15 protein-coding genes are annotated in these 18,430 nt (G+C 37.4%); 8 read left to right on the top strand and 7 right to left on the bottom strand.

The window, feature by feature from the left end; all coding sequences use genetic code 11:
- The first annotated feature begins 146 nt into the window (after window positions 1-146).
- The 3 genes from A1704_RS06080 to A1704_RS06070 are packed head-to-tail and all read left to right on the top strand — an operon-like array spanning window position 147 to window position 7,000.
- On the top strand, window positions 147-3,137 hold the full coding sequence (locus tag A1704_RS06080; protein WP_062671410.1) for a SusC/RagA family TonB-linked outer membrane protein: 2,991 nt from the start codon (window positions 147-149) through the stop codon (window positions 3,135-3,137).
- A gap of 10 nt (window positions 3,138-3,147) precedes the next feature.
- The gene (locus A1704_RS06075) at window positions 3,148-4,521 is read left to right on the top strand and encodes a RagB/SusD family nutrient uptake outer membrane protein (RefSeq protein ID WP_062671408.1); all 1,374 of its coding nucleotides are present in this window, start codon (window positions 3,148-3,150) and stop codon (window positions 4,519-4,521) included.
- Between the two features lie 34 nt (window positions 4,522-4,555).
- On the top strand, window positions 4,556-7,000 hold the full coding sequence (locus A1704_RS06070; protein ID WP_062671406.1) for an alpha/beta hydrolase family protein: 2,445 nt from the start codon (window positions 4,556-4,558) through the stop codon (window positions 6,998-7,000).
- 14 nt (window positions 7,001-7,014) lie between these two features.
- On the opposite strand, the gene A1704_RS06065 is transcribed toward A1704_RS06070, so the two are convergent.
- The 4 genes from A1704_RS06065 to A1704_RS06055 are packed head-to-tail and all read right to left on the bottom strand — an operon-like array spanning window position 7,015 to window position 9,251.
- Window positions 7,015-7,284, bottom strand: coding sequence for a DUF6520 family protein (locus A1704_RS06065; RefSeq protein WP_062671405.1), 270 nt, complete (start codon window positions 7,282-7,284; stop codon window positions 7,015-7,017).
- Between the two features lie 12 nt (window positions 7,285-7,296).
- Window positions 7,297-8,817, bottom strand: coding sequence for a MauE/DoxX family redox-associated membrane protein (locus tag A1704_RS06060; RefSeq protein WP_065119521.1), 1,521 nt, complete (start codon window positions 8,815-8,817; stop codon window positions 7,297-7,299).
- 18 nt (window positions 8,818-8,835) lie between these two features.
- Entirely contained in the window at window positions 8,836-9,003 is a 168-nt protein-coding gene (locus A1704_RS24380; RefSeq protein ID WP_157885752.1) for a hypothetical protein, read from the bottom strand.
- Window positions 9,004-9,014: 11 nt separating this feature from the next.
- Window positions 9,015-9,251 (bottom strand): hypothetical protein, encoded by a 237-nt coding sequence (locus A1704_RS06055; RefSeq protein WP_062671402.1) that lies wholly within the window; start codon window positions 9,249-9,251, stop codon window positions 9,015-9,017.
- Window positions 9,252-9,528: 277 nt separating this feature from the next.
- Between A1704_RS06055 and A1704_RS06050 the strand changes: the two genes are divergently transcribed.
- Complete coding sequence (locus A1704_RS06050) at window positions 9,529-11,232, top strand: helix-turn-helix domain-containing protein (protein WP_062671400.1); 1,704 nt, start codon at window positions 9,529-9,531, stop codon at window positions 11,230-11,232.
- Between the two features lie 46 nt (window positions 11,233-11,278).
- A complete protein-coding gene (locus tag A1704_RS06045; protein ID WP_062671398.1) occupies window positions 11,279-12,124 on the top strand; it encodes an RteC domain-containing protein in 846 nt (281 codons plus the stop codon).
- A 51-nt stretch (window positions 12,125-12,175) separates the two neighbouring features.
- On the opposite strand, the gene mobC is transcribed toward A1704_RS06045, so the two are convergent.
- The 3 genes from mobC to mobA form a co-directional block, all read right to left on the bottom strand.
- Complete coding sequence (mobC, locus tag A1704_RS06040) at window positions 12,176-14,176, bottom strand: conjugal transfer protein MobC (protein WP_062671632.1); 2,001 nt, start codon at window positions 14,174-14,176, stop codon at window positions 12,176-12,178.
- 131 nt (window positions 14,177-14,307) lie between these two features.
- The gene (gene mobB / locus A1704_RS06035) at window positions 14,308-15,549 is read right to left on the bottom strand and encodes a conjugal transfer protein MobB (RefSeq protein WP_062671396.1); all 1,242 of its coding nucleotides are present in this window, start codon (window positions 15,547-15,549) and stop codon (window positions 14,308-14,310) included.
- Window positions 15,546-15,980, bottom strand: coding sequence for a conjugal transfer protein MobA (gene mobA, locus A1704_RS06030; protein ID WP_062671394.1), 435 nt, complete (start codon window positions 15,978-15,980; stop codon window positions 15,546-15,548). Before mobA ends, mobB begins: the two co-directional genes overlap by 4 nt.
- Before the next feature lie 632 nt (window positions 15,981-16,612).
- Between mobA and A1704_RS06025 the strand changes: the two genes are divergently transcribed.
- From A1704_RS06025 to A1704_RS06015, 3 genes are read left to right on the top strand one after another with little or no spacing between them, the layout of a single operon-like run.
- A complete protein-coding gene (locus A1704_RS06025; protein WP_062671392.1) occupies window positions 16,613-17,380 on the top strand; it encodes a ParA family protein in 768 nt (255 codons plus the stop codon).
- Window positions 17,381-17,383: 3 nt separating this feature from the next.
- Window positions 17,384-17,776 carry a DUF3408 domain-containing protein gene (locus A1704_RS06020; RefSeq protein WP_062671390.1) on the top strand — a complete coding sequence of 131 codons (393 nt, stop codon included), beginning with the start codon at window positions 17,384-17,386 and terminating at the stop codon, window positions 17,774-17,776.
- Window positions 17,777-17,785: 9 nt separating this feature from the next.
- A complete protein-coding gene (locus A1704_RS06015) occupies window positions 17,786-18,403 on the top strand; it encodes a hypothetical protein (RefSeq protein WP_062671388.1) in 618 nt (205 codons plus the stop codon).
- Window positions 18,404-18,430: the final 27 nt, after the last annotated feature.

Here is an 18,430-nt window from a genome sequence, read left to right as displayed (position 1 = left end):
GTCTTTATCTAAAAAATGAATCAAAAACTACTCAACTTAAAAATCAGAAGAAAGAAAAAAGCCCCTTCCCATGCAGTTTGGACACTTACGGGAAAGAGCGTAGTTCAGTAATTAATCTTTAAAAAATTAAAAACCTTTACAAATCTATGAAAAATTCCTATTACAATATAGGAGGCATTTTCTTTGGGCTCATGTTTACCGTGGTAAGCATTACTATAAAAGCCCAGACACGCACTATTTCCGGTACCGTAACCTCATCAGGTAAACCGCTCCCAGGAGTTATAATCTCCCAAGAAGGTAATGATCAGGTAACCAGAACTGGTAACAACGGAACCTATACATTACAGGTTTCAGCAGAAAATGCCATCCTATTGTTCAGACACCCTGATTATGCAGAAGAGAAATTCACACTCACTAATCAGACCGTCGTTAATATCAGCTTAGAACAAAAAGTAAAGGGAATCGAAGAAGTTATTCTCAACGCCGGCTACTACAAGGTTAAAGACAAAGAAAGAACCGGTAGTATTGCCAAAGTTTCAGCAAAAGATATAGAAAACCAGCCTGTCTCCAATGTCTTATCAACCGTGCAGGGAAGAATGGCAGGGGTAAATATCACCCAGAATTCAGGAGTTCCGGGTGGTGGCTACAGCATCCAGATTCGAGGGCGCAACAGCCTGAGAACTTATGCCAACAGTGAAATCGATGGCAGTCAGCCCTTATATATAGTGGATGGTGTACCAGCGGGAAGCGGAATAACTGCTACCTACGGTGCCAATATTTTGTCAGATGCCAACCTAAATCCTTTAAGCAATATCAGCCCTAATGATATCGAAAGCATTGAGGTTTTAAAAGATGCAGATGCCACGGCTATTTATGGTTCAAGAGGAGCCAACGGCGTGGTACTGGTAACGACTAAACGGGCCAGGAAAGGAACATTAGGGCTTTCTATCAATACATCCTATGCTTTAAGCAGCAGCCTTTCCAATCTTACCATGATGAATACGGAGCAATATCTGGGAATGCGCAGACAGGCTTATGCAAATGATGGAATTACCGTATATCCGGCCACTGCTTATGATATCAACGGAACATGGGACCAGTCCCGTTATACGGATTGGTTCAAAACACTTCTCGGTAATACATCGGTTACCTCCAATGTCCAACTGTCTTTATCAGGTGGCGGGGAGAAGACTTCTTTTCTGGTAAGTTACGGACATAATGAGCAGACTACAGTATTTGCCAAAGATTTCCGGTATAAAACCAATACCTTACTGGGTAACCTGTCACACCGCTCGACAGACAACCGTCTGAACTTTACCATGTCAACACTCTTTTCCAAGCTGGAACATAATGTAATCAGCCTTGACAATACCGGCAGTGCTTTATTTCTGGCACCTAATGCACCGGCTCTGTATGATTCACAAGGGAATATCAACTGGCAAAACAATACCTTTGATAATCCTTTGGCTGCCTATAACAGTACCTATTCCAACAACAATGTGCAGTTCATGAATAACTTCACGGCGGATTACGAACTTATGAAAAATGTACAGGTCAGACTCAATGGAGGAATCAGTTACCAGACCTTTGATGAACTGTCATTGCAGCCCAGTACGATCTATAACCCATCATTAGGGATAGGCCCTGCCAATTCCAGGGCGTTACAAAGCAATAAAAGCAGAATGTCCTACACTTTGGAACCGCAATTGAACTGGAGCTTTAAAAAAGATAGCCATCAGGTGGATGTCCTGGCCGGAGGTACCTATCAGAGTGATCTGAATACTCAGGGTGCCATACAGGGATATGGTTTTACCAGTAATGCATTTATTGAAAATATTGCCGCAGCTACCACAAAACTGATCTCGGACCAGACCAAAACAGAATATAAGTATACAGCCGTCTTCGGAAGACTTAATTATCAGTTTGACCATCGCTATATCATTAATATTACGGGCAGAAGAGACGGAAGCAGCCGTTTTGGAACCAACCGTAAGTTTGCGAACTTCGGGGCGGTGGGAGCGGCCTGGCTGTTCTCCAACGAAAGCTTTATGAAAGAACTGTCCTGGCTCTCCTTTGGAAAGCTGAGAGGAAGTTATGGCTCATCCGGAACTGATAATATTGGGAACTACCAGTATAACGATACGTTTATCACTTCTACCTTAGGATATAATAATGTAACAGGACTGGTTCCTTCCAAACTTTTCAATCCTAATTTCAGCTGGGAGAAAACCGTCAAATTAGAAGCCGCACTCGAAATGGGATTCTTTAAGGACAGATTTCATGTTACGGCATCCCATTACCGCAACCGTTCATCGAATCAACTGGTAGGCTATCAGCTTCCATCGGTAACAGGGTTTACTTCAGTGCTGGCCAATCTGGATGCCACCATTCAAAATACGGGGTGGGAATTTGAGATCGCAGGCCGTCCGTTTACCGGAGCTTTTAAATGGGAAACATCTGCCAATCTAAGCATTCCGAAGAATAAGCTTCTGTCGTTCCCGGGACTGGAAGGCTCTACCTATGCCAACTCTTATGCAATTGGGCAATCCGTTAATATTATAAAATTGTATCATCTGGAAGGTATCAATCCTCAGAACGGTCAGTATATCTTTTCGGATTACAATGGCGACGGCAGGATCAGTTCCCCTGATGACAGGCAGATTATTAAGAATATAGGCGTAGAGTTTTTCGGGGGTTGGAGCAATAATTTCAGCTATAAAAATTGGTCGCTGTCACTTCTTGTCCACTTTGTCAAACAGCAGAGCCGCAATTTTAATTATCAGATGTCTTCCCCCGGACTGATGCGGAACCTTCCTGTAGAGGCCCTGAATGTCTGGTCACCCGACAATCCGAATGGATTGTATATGCCGTATCATGCTACCGCATCACCCCTGCACAGTTTATTTCAGATGAGTGATGCCACCGTGTCCGATGGGTCATTCATTCGGTTGAAAAATATTCAGCTCAGCTATCGGATTCCTCTGCAGGGGAAGCTCATCAGAGAAGCTAAGATCTATTTTCAGGGCCAGAACCTCTATACCTGGACCAAGTATTTCGGGCTGGATCCGGAGTTTTCATCTTTAGGATTTCTGCCGCCTCTAAAAACGTATTCTTTCGGCATGCAGATTAACTTTTAAAACCAGTACAATGAAACTTTATAAACAATTCTATATCATAACAGGATTTTTAATACTAAACAATATGAGTTCCTGTGAAAAGCTGATCGAAGTAGAACTGCCTTCCAATCAGATTGCTTCAGATCAGGTATTTGTAGATGTACAGACGGCAGATGCTGCTCTGGCTGGATTATATTCTGGACTGCGCGACAACTCACCGTTTGCAGGGGATCAATCGGGCAGACTATTAGGGCTTTACACCGATGACCTGGATTTTTATTCCACTACGGCAACCAATGGACTACCGGAGATATCCCAAAACCTTCAGAACGATTCCAATGTCAGTATTTATACAGACTGGTCAACTTCATATAAGCAGATCTATGTGGCCAATGCCATACTGGAAGGCATTGAAAAGTCAAAGTCTATTTCCCAGGCAGACCGCAACCGAATCAAAGGAGAGGCATTAATGGTCAGATCCATGCTGCTGTTATACCTTCAGCAGGTATATGGAGATATTCCTTATCCGACAACTACCGATTATCAGGTTAATCAGTCGATTTCAAAAACTGATAAGGCACAGGTGCTTATACAGCTGAGTGAAGATCTTAAAGAATCCATCAGCCTGCTTCAGGACAACTACAGAAATACGGAGAGGATTTTTCCTAACCGTAAAATGGCGGAACTGCTATTGGCTAAAGTCTATCTGCTAGAGGGAAGATGGGTAGAGGCTGAGTTACTGTTAAAGGGCATTATTCAAAGTCCGCTGTACCAGTTTCAGAATGATATTACCAAGGTCTTTAACAAATCCGGTTCGCATATTCTCTGGCAGTTGAAACCTAAAAATTCAGGTGACGGCACCAAAGAGTCCGGAATCTATTATTTTAACAACTCAGCACCTTCAATGACGGCTCTCAGTACTGGCCTTGTCAATGCATTTTATCCCGCAGATCTCAGAAAACAATACTGGATGGCACCGGTAACTTTTAACGGAACAACCTGGTACAGAGCTGAGAAATATAAAAACAGGACAGCCAATACAACGGAGTATTCAATTATTGCCCGGCTGGAAGAAGTATATCTTCTTTTAGCCGAGGCTTTGGTACAGCAAAATAAAATAGATGAAGCACTTTTTTACCTCAATAAAACCAGACAGAGGGCAGCAATAGCATCATTAGCTTTGCCTTTATCAAAAGAAGAAGCACTCAGTGAGATCATATTGGAAAACCGACGAGAGTTTTTTACAGAGATGGGACATCGTTTCTTCGATTTGAAAAGAGTCGGAAAGCTGGATACATCTATACAGGGAAAGCCTAACTGGAAGTCTTTTCATAAACTATGGCCAATTCCCCAGCAGGATATTTTGTTAAATCCCAATTTAAAACCTCAAAATGAAGGCTATTAAAATTAAAGCGCTATTTTGCATAATGATTATCTGTATGTGCAGCCAAGGACTTTTGGGACAATATAATATTGATTCTATACAACAGAGATATGCTGCATTCTATACTATTGCTCATTTAAAAGTATCAGATGATAACCGATGGGTTTCTTTTTCAAAGATTTACAAGAAAAATACAGATACCACCATTATTGCCACTGCTGACAAACAGCAAACTGTCAAAGCTGTTTTAACTGGAGTTTCTGAAAGCTACTTTTTGAAGGATAATCATTTTTTCTGGCTGGGTAGTGACAAGGCACAACTTATCAATCTTCGAAACGGAGATAAGAAAGATTTTAAGGAAGTTAGCAAAATAGAAATACTGCCTGCTCTGGGATATTATGCTGTTTGGTACAAAAGCCGTTTTCTGGAAGTGTTTGACAGCAAAAACAAACTTGTTGCCTCAGTTTCTGATGTGACACAGTTGGTTAGTAATAAACAGGATAAATTATATGTAATAGTTAACCGAAGCAATCTCTCATCGGTTTGGTCTTTGCAATCCAAAGAATTTAATAAAGTCTATACCTCTGAACAGAATATAAAAAAAATCATGCTCGCACCCTCACAGAAATATCTGGCAGTTACAGAGCAGGAGAAATCTTCTGATGGATTACAGCTTGTATTACTCGATACCAAATCACTCAAAGTTTCAAGAGTTGGCAATGGTTTTATTAAGTCTGATTATATTGAGGTTCGTGAGATCAATAACGGAGTTGCCTTTTTTCTGGATTTTAATAGTCGTCCAAAACCTGCTCCTACCGCCCAGCCGGAAGTAAAATATGGTACCGATCACGATTTATGGCTTTATAGAATGGGAGAGCAGTATCATAATTACTGGGTGTATGATGTAAATTCAGAGCAGTCTCAAAAGCTAGATACTGGTTTTGCGTTTATGGCTGCTATGGATCATGAACGATATTTTCTGAGCTTTGACCGAAAGGAAAGGAATGCCTACGTCAGTTCTGTTTCTTGGTTTGACATTTATTTGTATGACCGTTATAGTAAAACTTCAAAAAAGATACTCTCTCAGATCTCCAACCTTGTAGTTAGCCGACAGGGTAAATATATAGTAGGATTCAGTGAAGAAGAAAAGCGATGGATTCTGTATAATACTTTATTATCCGGAAAAATGACGATTGAAAACCTTCATATTGGGAGGCCAATTTTTAGTGATGACAATCATTATGTTTTTTTTGAGAGCGAGAGTGGAATATACAGGTTTAATGTACGGACGAAAAATTTGGAACAACTGCCCTTAACAGCGAATAAAAAAATTGCTATTCTCAATGTCAAAGAAGATGTGATTTATGGAACGTTAGGCGCAGATTTTAGAATCCGCAGCATTAATGCCAAGAAGCCTATTATCCTTGAGCAGTATGATCAAAACAACAATGAAACATCATATGCTCAATGGTTTCAGAATAAAATAAAGGTGCTTCTTCCAGCGACTAAAAATAGGATAAGTGATTTCAAAATAAATCTCCTGAGCCAGGCGGTTTTCAGTCTGGAAGAGAATTTTAACAGCCCTCAGGCAATTTATCAATATCATAGCGGTCATAAGAAAGAAGTGTATCAAAGCAATAGACATGATCATGAGATCACTACGGCCAGGCAGGAAATACTTTCATACAAGAATAGTTTGGGAGTACAAATCAAAGGTGTATTGTATTATCCCCTTAACTTTGATGCCCGAAAGAAATATCCCTTGATTTTGTCGATCTATGAAGTTCAGAATAAAAGTGCATCGGTATATCCCTATCCTTATTTTTCGGGAATAGGGATTAATATCCGGTCACTCATTGATAATGGCTATTTTGTTTTTCTTCCCGATGTGGTTTTGGATAGCCGGGGACCTGGGTTCTCTGCGTTGGATTGTGTGCATTCAGGATTGGATGCCCTAAAAAGATATGCCAATATTGACAGCAATAGAGTAGGACTCATGGGGCATTCCTTTGGGGGATTCGGAACCAGTTTTATAGCGACCCGTTCCCATCGTTTTGCGGCCTATATATCTGGAGCAGCCGTTACCGACCTTGTTAAATTTTATTTTTCCTTCAGTCAGGAAAGAAATCTTCCCAATTATCCCCGCTTTGAAAACGGACAGTTTGATATGAAGGTGCCGTTTTCTAAGAATAAAATGCTTTACTATGATAACAGCCCTATTGCCAATGTAGAGAAAGTTAATAAGCCGATCCTTCTCTGGACAGGACTGAAAGACGGAAACGTTCCTTATACTCATACCGAAGAATTATATACGGGTTTGCTGCGAAATCAAAAAAAGGCGGTAGTACTGTATTATAAAAATCAGGATCATGACCTGGCAAAAAACAGTGCGGAGAGCATAGATCTGCATTTGAGAATCCTGGAATGGTGGGATTACTTTTTGAAAGATAAAAAAGATATTCCCTGGATTGATAAAGAAATGAAAAAGGATGCCCTGTAAGGCATCCTCTTCTTTTACTGTGGAATTTCTCTGAGAACATTATCGCAGAAAGTTTCTGAGACCTGTTCTTTCAGCTGGGTGCCGTCTGATAGTTCACAGATCGGTCCTGTCGGAATGTCACTACAGTTTTTACCTGCTTGCTCACAAGTGAAATTTCCATTACCATCCGGAACCATAACGTATCCCGGTACAATAGCTTTGTTTGTCTGTTTTGCCATCTTAGTGGCAAATGCTGTTCCTGTTCCTAGTACCACTAGTAAAGCAGGGAAAAGGATTTTTTTCATAGAATGAAATATTTAGTGCTGCCTACTCTGTTGATCGGTTTTCGGCTTCCCCGATTTAATATATTGAGATAATGCTTTTGTCATTTTATATTGGGTGAGTTCATTATTATGGATGGTATACAGATATTTTTCGGTTACAATGATATCATTGAGTGTATGATCATCTTTCTTGAAAATATAGATGCTGCCTACATAACTTTGGGAATCAATGTCGTAGACATCCAATACATCTGATTTTTTCCAGGCTTTTCTCGATTCGTGTCTGCCCATCAGGTTGGATTGAACGAAAAGTAAATTTTTGTACACCACGGATCTGATATTGACCTTTAGTGCTGGTGCTTTCATCTTGTAAGTGCCATCAGAAAGCTTCGTTGTTTTAATCTGGACAGTTTTTACGGTATCAATAGTTTTTAGAAATTTTTGCACCTGCATACTGCTGTTCATGACAATTGTCTGATTTCTGTAAGTATAGGTATATAACAGTTTTTTCGTATGCGATTCGTAGGCCATGCTTCCGTCGACGTCAAACAGACCATCGGTCTGTTTCTTTAAAACAGTTGTTTTTAATTGTAAATTCTCAGGACTGTCAATATCAAGTAGTCCCAGAACCAGATGATTGCTTGGACGTATCTGTGTCCTAATGGCAAAACGGGAAGAGTCAATGACCTTGAGATCATTAAAATAAGCGTCTTTGTAACTTATTCTTATAGTAGATTCGGTCCCAAGTTTACCTTTAAATAAGATAGGTACCGACCCGTCATAAATATAAAAATGATTGTCTGATACGATTTGCCTGATATTTTTATAAGGATGATCTGTTTCTATTCGGGCAGAGGTAATCGCTGTTCGGTGCATCGAAGAGTCCATTGTGAGGAGCTGCTGCGGATATTTCTGGTTAGATAGATAAATGTTATGATCATCAAACCCAGCAAAATAATAGAAACCATTCTCCAAATGTACAGATTGATGCTCGATGACAGGGTGCTTGATAAACCGCCTTGTAAAATTATTTTCTTTTTTAATGACATACTCCGAGGAAAGAAACATACCGATGATTAAAATAATGCTCAGTACGATTGATGTTGATACCGTTATAGTAGTTTTTGATTTCCGGACAGGAATCTTCTTTTCCATTAAGAATAAGGCAATAATTACAAGTAATACACATATTACATTAAAAACTAAATGTTCAGTCCAGCCCAGTTTTTCGAGAATTCCTCCACAGGAACAGGGAACAAAGTCACTATAGTTGAGAATGATGAAAATATAGGCTGTAAATGCTGACATTAAAAAAAGTGAGAGGTATAAGCCTGATCGTCTGCAGATGGGAACCAACAGTAAGATGGAAGCAATCCATTCTATCATAATGACACCGTAAGAAACAAAACCTGCATAAGCGCTGAGAAGTGGTGATTGTGCTAATTGAATCTGAAATCTTTCAAATTCAAAAAGTTTACTTACACTCGCGTACACAAATAATACAATAAAAAAGTAACTTACAATAGTAGGGAATATGTTGGAAAAATTTTTCATGCTTTGTTGTCATTATGTTTAACAGATTTGAACCAGTCTCCATTTGATTTTCCATCCGCAATATTCAGGCATCGGTTCACCCTTAAAGAGGGTTACAGTTGTTTTGAAATTCCCCATACTTTCCCAGATGCCACTCTTTGGACATGGTAAGCCTGTAACAACTGATATGGAGGTGTGGGGAATCATATTTTTTGTTTTTAATCCTGAATAAGCCGCCAATTATCACCGTCTCTGACAGGAGGATCTTTTGTTCCAGGATCTTCAATGACTTCTATGGATTTAGCAGAATCCTGTTTCATTACTAAGCCATTTATTGTGGGCTCTGATTTTTCAATATATTCACTATTTGAAATCATATCTTCATCTCGATGGTTGCAGTTTTGTAGACAAACTGCTGCGATGATTATGCTTAAAAATGGGATAAACTTTTTCATTTTGATAATTTTAATTGGGTTATCCCGGCCGGATTATATTAGAATTCTGATGTCAAAATTATCCGGCTTATGAGCTAAAAAAAACTGTTATATGGCTCTATTTTAAAATTGTTACGTCTCAATTTTAAAATTAATACATGAGAATATCAGAGTTCAAGTGGCTGTATTTGCGTATTTTACAGGATTTTAGTCTTTCTGTTATTTAATTCATTGAAATTTGATTTATTTAAAACATAAATGTTTATTTTTGAGATGGTGAGGTTCTAAATATCAGTCTATGAAAGAGTTTTATTGCTTTCTCATCTTATTTCCTGTTTTTTCACAATTTTTATTTTCACAAAAGAAAGAGGAAAAAACTTTCAGTGAAATTAGAAAGCCTTATGAAAAAATGGCAATAGATGACATTCATGCAATGCCTTATGTAAAACTGTACATTGAGAAAGCAAAAAACGAAAATAATTTTTCAAAGCTGATTCAAGGGTATAGAGATGCAAGACAGTTTGATTATAAAAACAAGATGAAGTATGCTGACAGTGCGCTTACTGTCAGTTTGCAGCATGGAAGCCAAGATGACATCAGTAAAGAATATTTAAGCAAGGGAATCATCTATTATTTTTATCAAAAAAAATTTAAGCTGGCTTTAAATGAATACATTAAAGCCTATACGCATTCAAAAGGCTCAAAAGATGAGTACCATAGGTATAAAGTCCTTTATCATTTAGGAATTGTAAAAAGTCATTTGGGCTATTATGATGACGCCATGAAGCATTTTCTTGAATGTACTTCATTTTACAGGTCAAAGCTGAATGAAAACCATCATGAAAATGAACAGTTTAACTATGAGAAGGCGTATCTCAACTGCTTACATCAATTGACTGTCCTCAACAGATATCTGCATCATTTTGCCAAGAGTGATAGTTTAAGCAATTTAGGTTATCGGCTAACTGCCAATAATAATGATTTTGTACTTGAAAAAAGCTATTTCCTAAAATGCATCGGAATTTCCAGATTTCATCATAAAGATTATGTTGGTGCTCAAGATCACTTGCAAAGATCTTTACCCAATATTCTAAAGAGAAATGATTTTGCCTGGGCTTCTGTAGTATATTATTATCTGGGTAAAACGTATGAAGCACAGGATAATGTAAATAGGGCTGTAGGATGTTATAACAAAATAGACTCTATTTTCAATAAACATGATTTTATACTTCCAGAGGTCTATAAGAGTTATCACTATCTTATCGATCATTATAAAGATAGAGACCTCGAAAAGCAACTGTACTATACCAATCAGCTTTTAAAAGCTGACAGTTTAATCAGTAAAGATTTTCCCTATTTATCTTTGAAACTTCATAAAGATTTTGACCGACGTACACTGATGGATGCAAAAGAAGAAATCGAGAGATCCAGTACTAAAAAAATAGTATTGGCTCAGATACTTATTGTTTCAGGAAGTGTAGTTCTTGGTTTTTTTGTTGTCCGGTATCGAAGAGATCAAAAGATAAAAAAACAATATCAGCTTCTTCAAAAGAGAATTGCTGAAGGAAGATATAATATGAATGATATTTTAAGAGAAGAAATGATAGAGCTGCCTGTAAGAAAGACTTCTCTTACCCCGGAAATGGCTTTAGAAATAAAAGAAAAACTTCAGAAGTTTGAGCAGGAGCAACATTTCAAAAAGAAAGGAATTACGCAGAAAAGTATTGCTTTAAAGCTGGGAACCAATTCACACTATCTTTCGGTTTATATCAATGAACAAAAAGGGATTAATTTTAATAAATACATGGCTGAACTGAGAATTAATTATATCACTAACCTGCTTAATACCAACAGTAAATATTTAAATTATACTATCGAGGCTCTGGCTGATGAATGCGGTATAGCGGCACGCCAGAACTTTTCAAATCTGTTCTTTGATATCAATGGGATCAGACCTACTGATTATATAAAGAATCGGAAAAAGGAACTGGGTATTAGTTGATTAAGTCGTGCTTTAGGTAATTTTTGTAAATTCCTTAAAAAAGGACATGGTAACAAAAACAATTTTTAAAAGAGCTTCGAAGTTATTGGAGGATCTGGACCTAAAGATTAACGAAGTCAATGCTGACGGAAATGATCTGATCAAAATTTCAGAAAAGGCATTACTTATTATTGATGAGTCGATAAGGAAATTAAAACTTTTGGTTTCCAACCATCATTTTGATCATATTGCTGAAGAAGTATTCTTTTTTAAAAAACTGAAACCGCAGTTTATTGCAAAATTTATTTATTATTCAGCAGTACTGGATATTGAATCTCATAAGCCGGCTGCCGGAAATAAGACCTTAAAAAAATATTATGAAGCAGAACAGGAAAAATTGAAAGACTTTTATTTGGAGCATTCTGCATTTTACAGTTACTATAAACGGGAAGCAACCTATCTTGATCATAAAATATTTGTTCGCAATTCCTACGACCTAAAAATGAAGTTATCATCCGGATTTTATAATTATGATCCAAGTTTTACAACTTCCCACGATCATATGATCGCCAGATTTATTTCCAATCAGCAGTACGATCAGTATTTAAAGAAGCAAATCGAAAATTCGAATGATACCTTTACCACAAAAGTATTTTCTCCTTTGAGCTGGTCGGGATCAAAGGTCGGTCTTATAGAGCTTATCTATGCACTTTACCAGATGCGTTGTTTTAACGGTGGTAATATAGAGTTAAGCGAAGTCATAAAATTTACAGAAAAGTCATTGGATTGCGATTTAGGCAACTTTCATAAAACCATCTTTGAAATTCGTAACCGAAAACAGGGACCAACCAAATTCCTTCAATTGGTGAGTGACAATTTGAATCAATATTTTTTAAACAGTGATGCTGAGTAACATAAATACAAACAGAAACCTCAAATCGTATGGTATTTGAGGTTTCATTCTTTAATCCGAGTTCAATAAATGTTGCAAATCAGGATCATTTTTTATTCGATCCATTTCATCTGTGATGATATTGAGAATATCTGACTTAATTTCTCTATAATTATCTTGAATCTGCCTGGTCATACAATCATTCTCGTCTTCATCAATAAAGGATCGGATCTGCGGTATCTGCTGAAAGCTTTTCATTTCTTCAGAAAGCTTAACATTGTCTACGACAATCTCGGAATGAAAAATCTTCTGCTGAATCCTTTCATCAAAGTTATCAGATACAGCACCGACAAAAAATCCCTGGGTTAAGGTAGAGATCTTCGAAGCAGGTATCAAACTGTCCAATTGGGTAGAAATAGAGGTGGACGTATCATTCTTATTGATGGATATACTTTGTCTTTTTTGCAGTATTTTTCCAAAACGGTCAGATAACGTTTTTGCTGTTTCCCCAACCACCTGACCGCTGAAAATATTTCCGACCGTATTCTGAATGACTTTACTTTCCTTGTCTCCATAATCTCTTGTCAGCTGGGAAAAATCCTGAAACCCAAGACATACAGAAACTTTATTACTTCTGGCAGTAGCAATTAAATTATCCAGGCCTCTGAAATAAATAGTAGGCAACTCGTCAATTATGATAGAACTTTTTAACTGTCCTTTTTTATTGATCAGTTTAACAATTCTCGAATTGTATAGCCCAAGAGCAGAAGAATAGATATTTTGACGATCAGGATTATTTCCAACACACAGAATTTTAGGCTCATTGGGGTTATTGATATCCAAAGAAAAATCGTCTCCGGTCATTACCCAATATAATTGTGGTGAGATCATTCTTGACAAAGGAATCTTAGCCGATGCGATTTGCCCCTGCAACTGATCCTGTGCACCCCCTTGCCATGCATCCATAAAAGGAGATAGGTAATTCTCTAATTCAGAGTAAGAGGTTAATATCGTAAAGACCTCTTCATATTTTTTGTTCAACAGCTCTATAGCGTGTGGAAAAGTGCAGTATTTACCGTTTTCATAAATTTTAAGAAACCATATGATGGCAGCTAGCAGTATGATAGGACTCTCAACAAAGAAATCGCCCTGTTTCTGAATCCAACTTCTATTAAGGTTCAGCATAATAGTGTAAGCCGCTTCATATGCATCTGAGATATCTGTCATAAAATTAGGATTTAAGGGGTTACACCGATGGCTTTTTTTGGGGTCGTCAAAATTGATGATATAGAATTTCGGCTTTACGGTATAAGCATCAGAATGATTGAGAAGATGGTTGTACGCAATAGTAGACAAATCATCGAATTTAAAATCATAGATATACATGGAAAATCCTTTTTCAATATGTTGTTTGATATAGTTGTTGACAACAGCATAGGATTTTCCTGAACCTGGAGTTCCTAAGACAATGGTGGCACGAAAAGGATTTACCACATTAATCCATCCCTGATGCCACTTCCCTTGATAATAGAATTGTGTAGGAAGGTTAACAGAGTATTCATTATAGAGTAATTGGGTTTCCTGCTGAAAGCTTTCATTCTCATTGTTAAAAACATCGGTCATTAAGTCTGTTTTGAGTAAACGGCCTATCCAGACTCCTGCCTGCATCAGGAAGATGTATCCGGAACCGGTAGATAGAATATAAAGTACAGAAGTGAAACTGCTGGCAGATTGTAAGAGGATTGTGTTTAAAAAGAATAAGACAAAACCAATAGAAAAAACAATACTAATTTTTTTCCAAGTGATCCTTTCATTTTTGACTCCCTTTGTTCCGAGGCAACTCAAAGCCAGTAAAACTATTGCGAACAGCTTAGAATAAATAGGTTGAGAAAAAAGGCCTGCGGTCTTATTAAAATTATAAAGAATCTTATTGATGAGTTCCAGTGTCCATTGTTGATGTGCAAAAAATCCATAACAAAACCAGTACAGATGCATTAGTATTAGAATAATGCTTACCGCTCGCATAAACGCCATGATTTTGGCAAGTCCTCTTAAATCGTCTTCACCCTGCATATTACCTTTTAGAAGCATAAATACAGGATTACGTATTCTCAAATATAAATGAGGCGTTGCAAGCATGCGTTGTCTGCCTTTGGCTCTTTGAGCATCGTTATAAGACCGTTTTTACAAAAGAAGATTATTTTTTATCTTCTTTTTCTTTGTCTCTTTTTCATTTGTGATTCAAAAATTTGTTCCTCTTGATCCTCATGAGGAACTGAAGACAATAACCCGCTAAAAAATCCGTCAAATACTTCGTAGCTGTTATTGTTGAAGAAATGTTCTGAAGATTTTTCAAGCGATATATCATTGTTAGAACTATTATATGAATTGGTTTTAGGCTTTGTTTCTACCTCATTCCACAGTGTATTGAATGAGTTGGCTGATAGTTCTTTACTCAGCTGTGAGCCATTCCAAACAGATTTTGAGTTATGGTCTATAAATGTGATTCCGTAGATCCTTCCCTCATCATTCTTTCGTATGACCGTAGCGATTCCCTGTTCCAAAAGTTGAGACTTAAAAGAAGCTTCCGATTTACTCGTGCTGAGAGCTGTTTCAATAGTTCTTTTAAGAATGAATTTTGAAGGATTATTTTTCATTTTTGACTTGTCAATGAGGACCTGAATATTTTCCAACCCTGCTTGTTTGCCAAAAAGGGATGATTTAAAAGGGGAACTTATTTTTTTTCCATTTTTATCCGTTGCAAAATAGACCATTCCCTTTCTCATTTTTCCGTGCAGTTCTCCAGTAACCTCTTCACAGGAGATATTGAATTGAGAGAGTAAAGCGTTATATGCACCTATACTTTGAATGCTGTAGGTTTGAGGTATATGTCGTAGTATCGAGGATAATTGTGTTTTGATATACCCTTTAGTATAATCTACAGGTTTAAAAATAGAGTTTTGATTTAAATTTCTATTCTCACCAGCAATTTTTAAGTTGTATTGTTTTTCCAATTTCCTGCAGACTTCCATTGATCGGGAGTGATCATAGCGATCTGATATTTTCTTTCCATCGATCTGGACACAGGTGGTCACAATATGAATGTGAGTTCTATCAATATCCGTATGTTTAAAGACAACATAGGGTTGGTTGCCATAACCCATTTCCTGCATATATTGCTGAGCCATTTCCCGATAATCTTTGTCATTAACCTGATCGTTAGGATCAGGATTAAGTGAGATATGTCTTACCGGTTTTTCAGTTTTGTTATTCGCTATCAAGTAGGGTTCAAAGTAGTGATGAAAAAATTTAACCGAATAAGGTCGATCCCACAAATCAGGAATCTTATTAGTGAATAAAACCGTTCCTTTTTCGTTGTCCACCTTCTGTTGATTGTAGGTAAGAGCACCCCATAGGTTTTCACCTTTTTCAATTTTAGCGATCATTTTTCAGAATTTTTTTGAATATGGTTTTGTTCAAATTCTTTGGTGAGTTCTATAATCTGCTTACCAATTAAAGCTAGTTCTCTGGTATGATTTTCCAGTTTAAAGAGATAGAAAGACGCTTTTTTCTCCGTGAAGTTTCGGTATAAAATTTTTACTATCTGATTATAATTGTTTCCAATCGACTGGAATTGGTAGAAGAATTTGGTCAATTGGGTATGATAATCTATTGTTGAAATATCAACTTTTACAATTTTTAATTCTTTCTGAAACAATATTGTTGTAATAAATTTCGCTTTGCTGTTCATTCCTGAAGCCTCATATAATTTTAAAAACATTATGTTTTCTTCATCCGTAAGTCTAAATACATACCTGTTTTTACTTGGATTCATCTTAGGCTTACGCCCGCCTTTGTTTTTTTTATTTACGTCCATCGCATTTAATTTAATATTAGTAAAATCATGACTTCGGAGTGATTTTTAAAGCCCCAGCCAGGGCAAGTTGTTTTGAGGCACGAAAAAAGTTATGAGGCACTCAAAACATAACTTGCTCCTTTCGGGTGAAAGGAAATTCCAGTAATAAAGCAGATGTAATACTGATCACGTTCATAAAGTTCAATTTCCCAAGACCTCCTTAGTCTTCTGAAGCAAAGTAAACCACAATCATTTGTAGGGACAATATTAGAAAGAAAGTCAAAGAAAGTCACTTAAAGCCAAAAACGACCATTAGAAATGTTTTAAAAAAGAAATACTATTCATTTGTATCAGATTGAGGGCGGGATTTCCTGACTGCAGATCTGATAGAAATCCTGAATAGTGGAAATCCAGCATGCCAGCCTTCCGGAATTCCAGCCGTCAAGATAGTCTCTGTGAAAGATAGTCTTCCGGAAAGCAATTTTTCAGGATTGCAGGATGAATGGCATTCAGTCAGAACTGATTGAAGTCATACAGCTTTCGGGAATTCCGTCCAGTAGCACTGAAAGCAGTACAGGGAACCTGATATATGTATTGCCAGGGGCTGTCAATCAGTCTTTCTTCCCAATTATATATAACCAAAATCAAGCAAAATGAAAACAAAGAACCAACCTACAATTATTGCATTTTCCACCCAAAAAGGAGGGGTAGGAAAAAGCACTTTTACCACACTTATGGCAAGTCTCCTTCATTACCGGATGGGGTATCAGGTCGCTGTATTTGACTGTGACTTTCCTCAGTACAGTTTACTCCAGATGAGAGAGCGGGATTTAAAAATGGTGATGCAGAATGAGATTTTAAAAAAGATCGCTCACAAACAATTTACGAGTATTAATAAAAAAGCGTATCCCATTTTCCAGAGTAAAGCCGATCAGGTTTTAGAGGATATAGATGCTTATGTTGAAGGATCTGAAACAATTCCTGATGTTATATTTTTAGATCTACCGGGAACTGTGAATACCGCTGGTATTTTAAAAACTTTGACGAAAGTCCATTATATTTTTTCACCCATTACTGCGGATCGTGTTGTATTGGAAAGTACGTTAAGTTTCACCGATGTTCTAACCAATGTGTTGATGAAAGAAACTCAAACGGGAATTCGGGCAGTCCATCTTTTCTGGAATCAGGTGGATGGAAGAGAACGGACGTTGCTCTACAAAAACTACAGTAAAGTGATTTCAGATTTAGGGCTGCCGCTTATGGAAACAAGCATTACAGACAGTAAAAGATTTCGGAAAGAAGGAGAGTCGACATCAAAAACGGTTTTCCGATCAACATTGCTGCCTGCGGATCTTAAGCTGCTGACTCAATGCAGGCTGGATAAGTTCATAGTGGAATTTTTAGGAATTGTAAAACTATAAATTATGGAACAGGACAATAACAATGAAGATAACGTTATCGATGAACAATATCTGATGTCCATTATGGCAGGAAGTTCCAAAAAAGAAGTTCCTGTACAAAATGCAGATCCCCAAAAGCAGAGAGCTGTAATAAAAAATAAGTTGAATACTAAGAAATCCTCAGATATAAGCTATATGGAGCAGTTTCTTACTCATCATACCATGACTAAGAGGGGGGATAAAAGTATCTATATCCGTCCTGAATATCACGAGCGCCTCTCACGCATTATTCAAATCATTGCCGATGACCAGATTTCTCTGTATGCTTATCTGGATAATATACTGGCATATCATTTCGAAATGTTTGAAAAGGAAATTACTGATGATTTCAATAAAAAATACCGTCCCATTTTTTAATATCATTTTATGGAAAAAATAATCGTTATAGGTTTATTAATCGTTATCATTCTAATTCTTCTCAACAGAAGATTCCTAGTCAAAGTCCGTGCGAAAGATGGGGATAATACTAAGAAAAGTTCTCCCTCTATAATGGGAGATAGTAAGCAAACAAAAAGAAAAGGTTGGCCAGTTGAAGCCACTGAAAGCCACCTTGAATTTACTTCATTAGCAGAAGATAATTTTGAATCAGAAACCAGAGACGGTAAAGCTGAAGATGTAACCGAGAATAAAAATCTTGATGATATCCTAATCAAGGATAATTGGGGGCAGGAGGAAGAAGATTGGAAGTATCAGGACTCTAATATCGAAAGCGGGTTTGCTACAGGGGTTACCTTTCAGGAATTGAGTACTGCGGGTCAGCTGTTACAGCGGAAAATGCTGGAACCTGATTTAGAACGGCAAGCAGTTGCTATAATTCAAAAAATTCATGGGACCGAGCTTTTTGATCTTTTGGAGAATTCGTTGGGGGAGGCTTCGAAGCGTATTTCAAATTTGTTAAGTCAGAGCATTTCGAATGATGTTGAAGGCATATCTTCCAGTTACAAAGATGGTGTTGAAGGTTTCGATATTGGGGAGTTTGTTTAAGCAAATTCCCCTTTTGTTATTAATAAA

It is taken from the genome of Chryseobacterium cucumeris (genome assembly GCF_001593385.1).
GTDB lineage: Bacteria > Bacteroidota > Bacteroidia > Flavobacteriales > Weeksellaceae > Chryseobacterium > Chryseobacterium cucumeris.
This window is presented reverse-complemented; position numbering and strand designations above follow the sequence as displayed.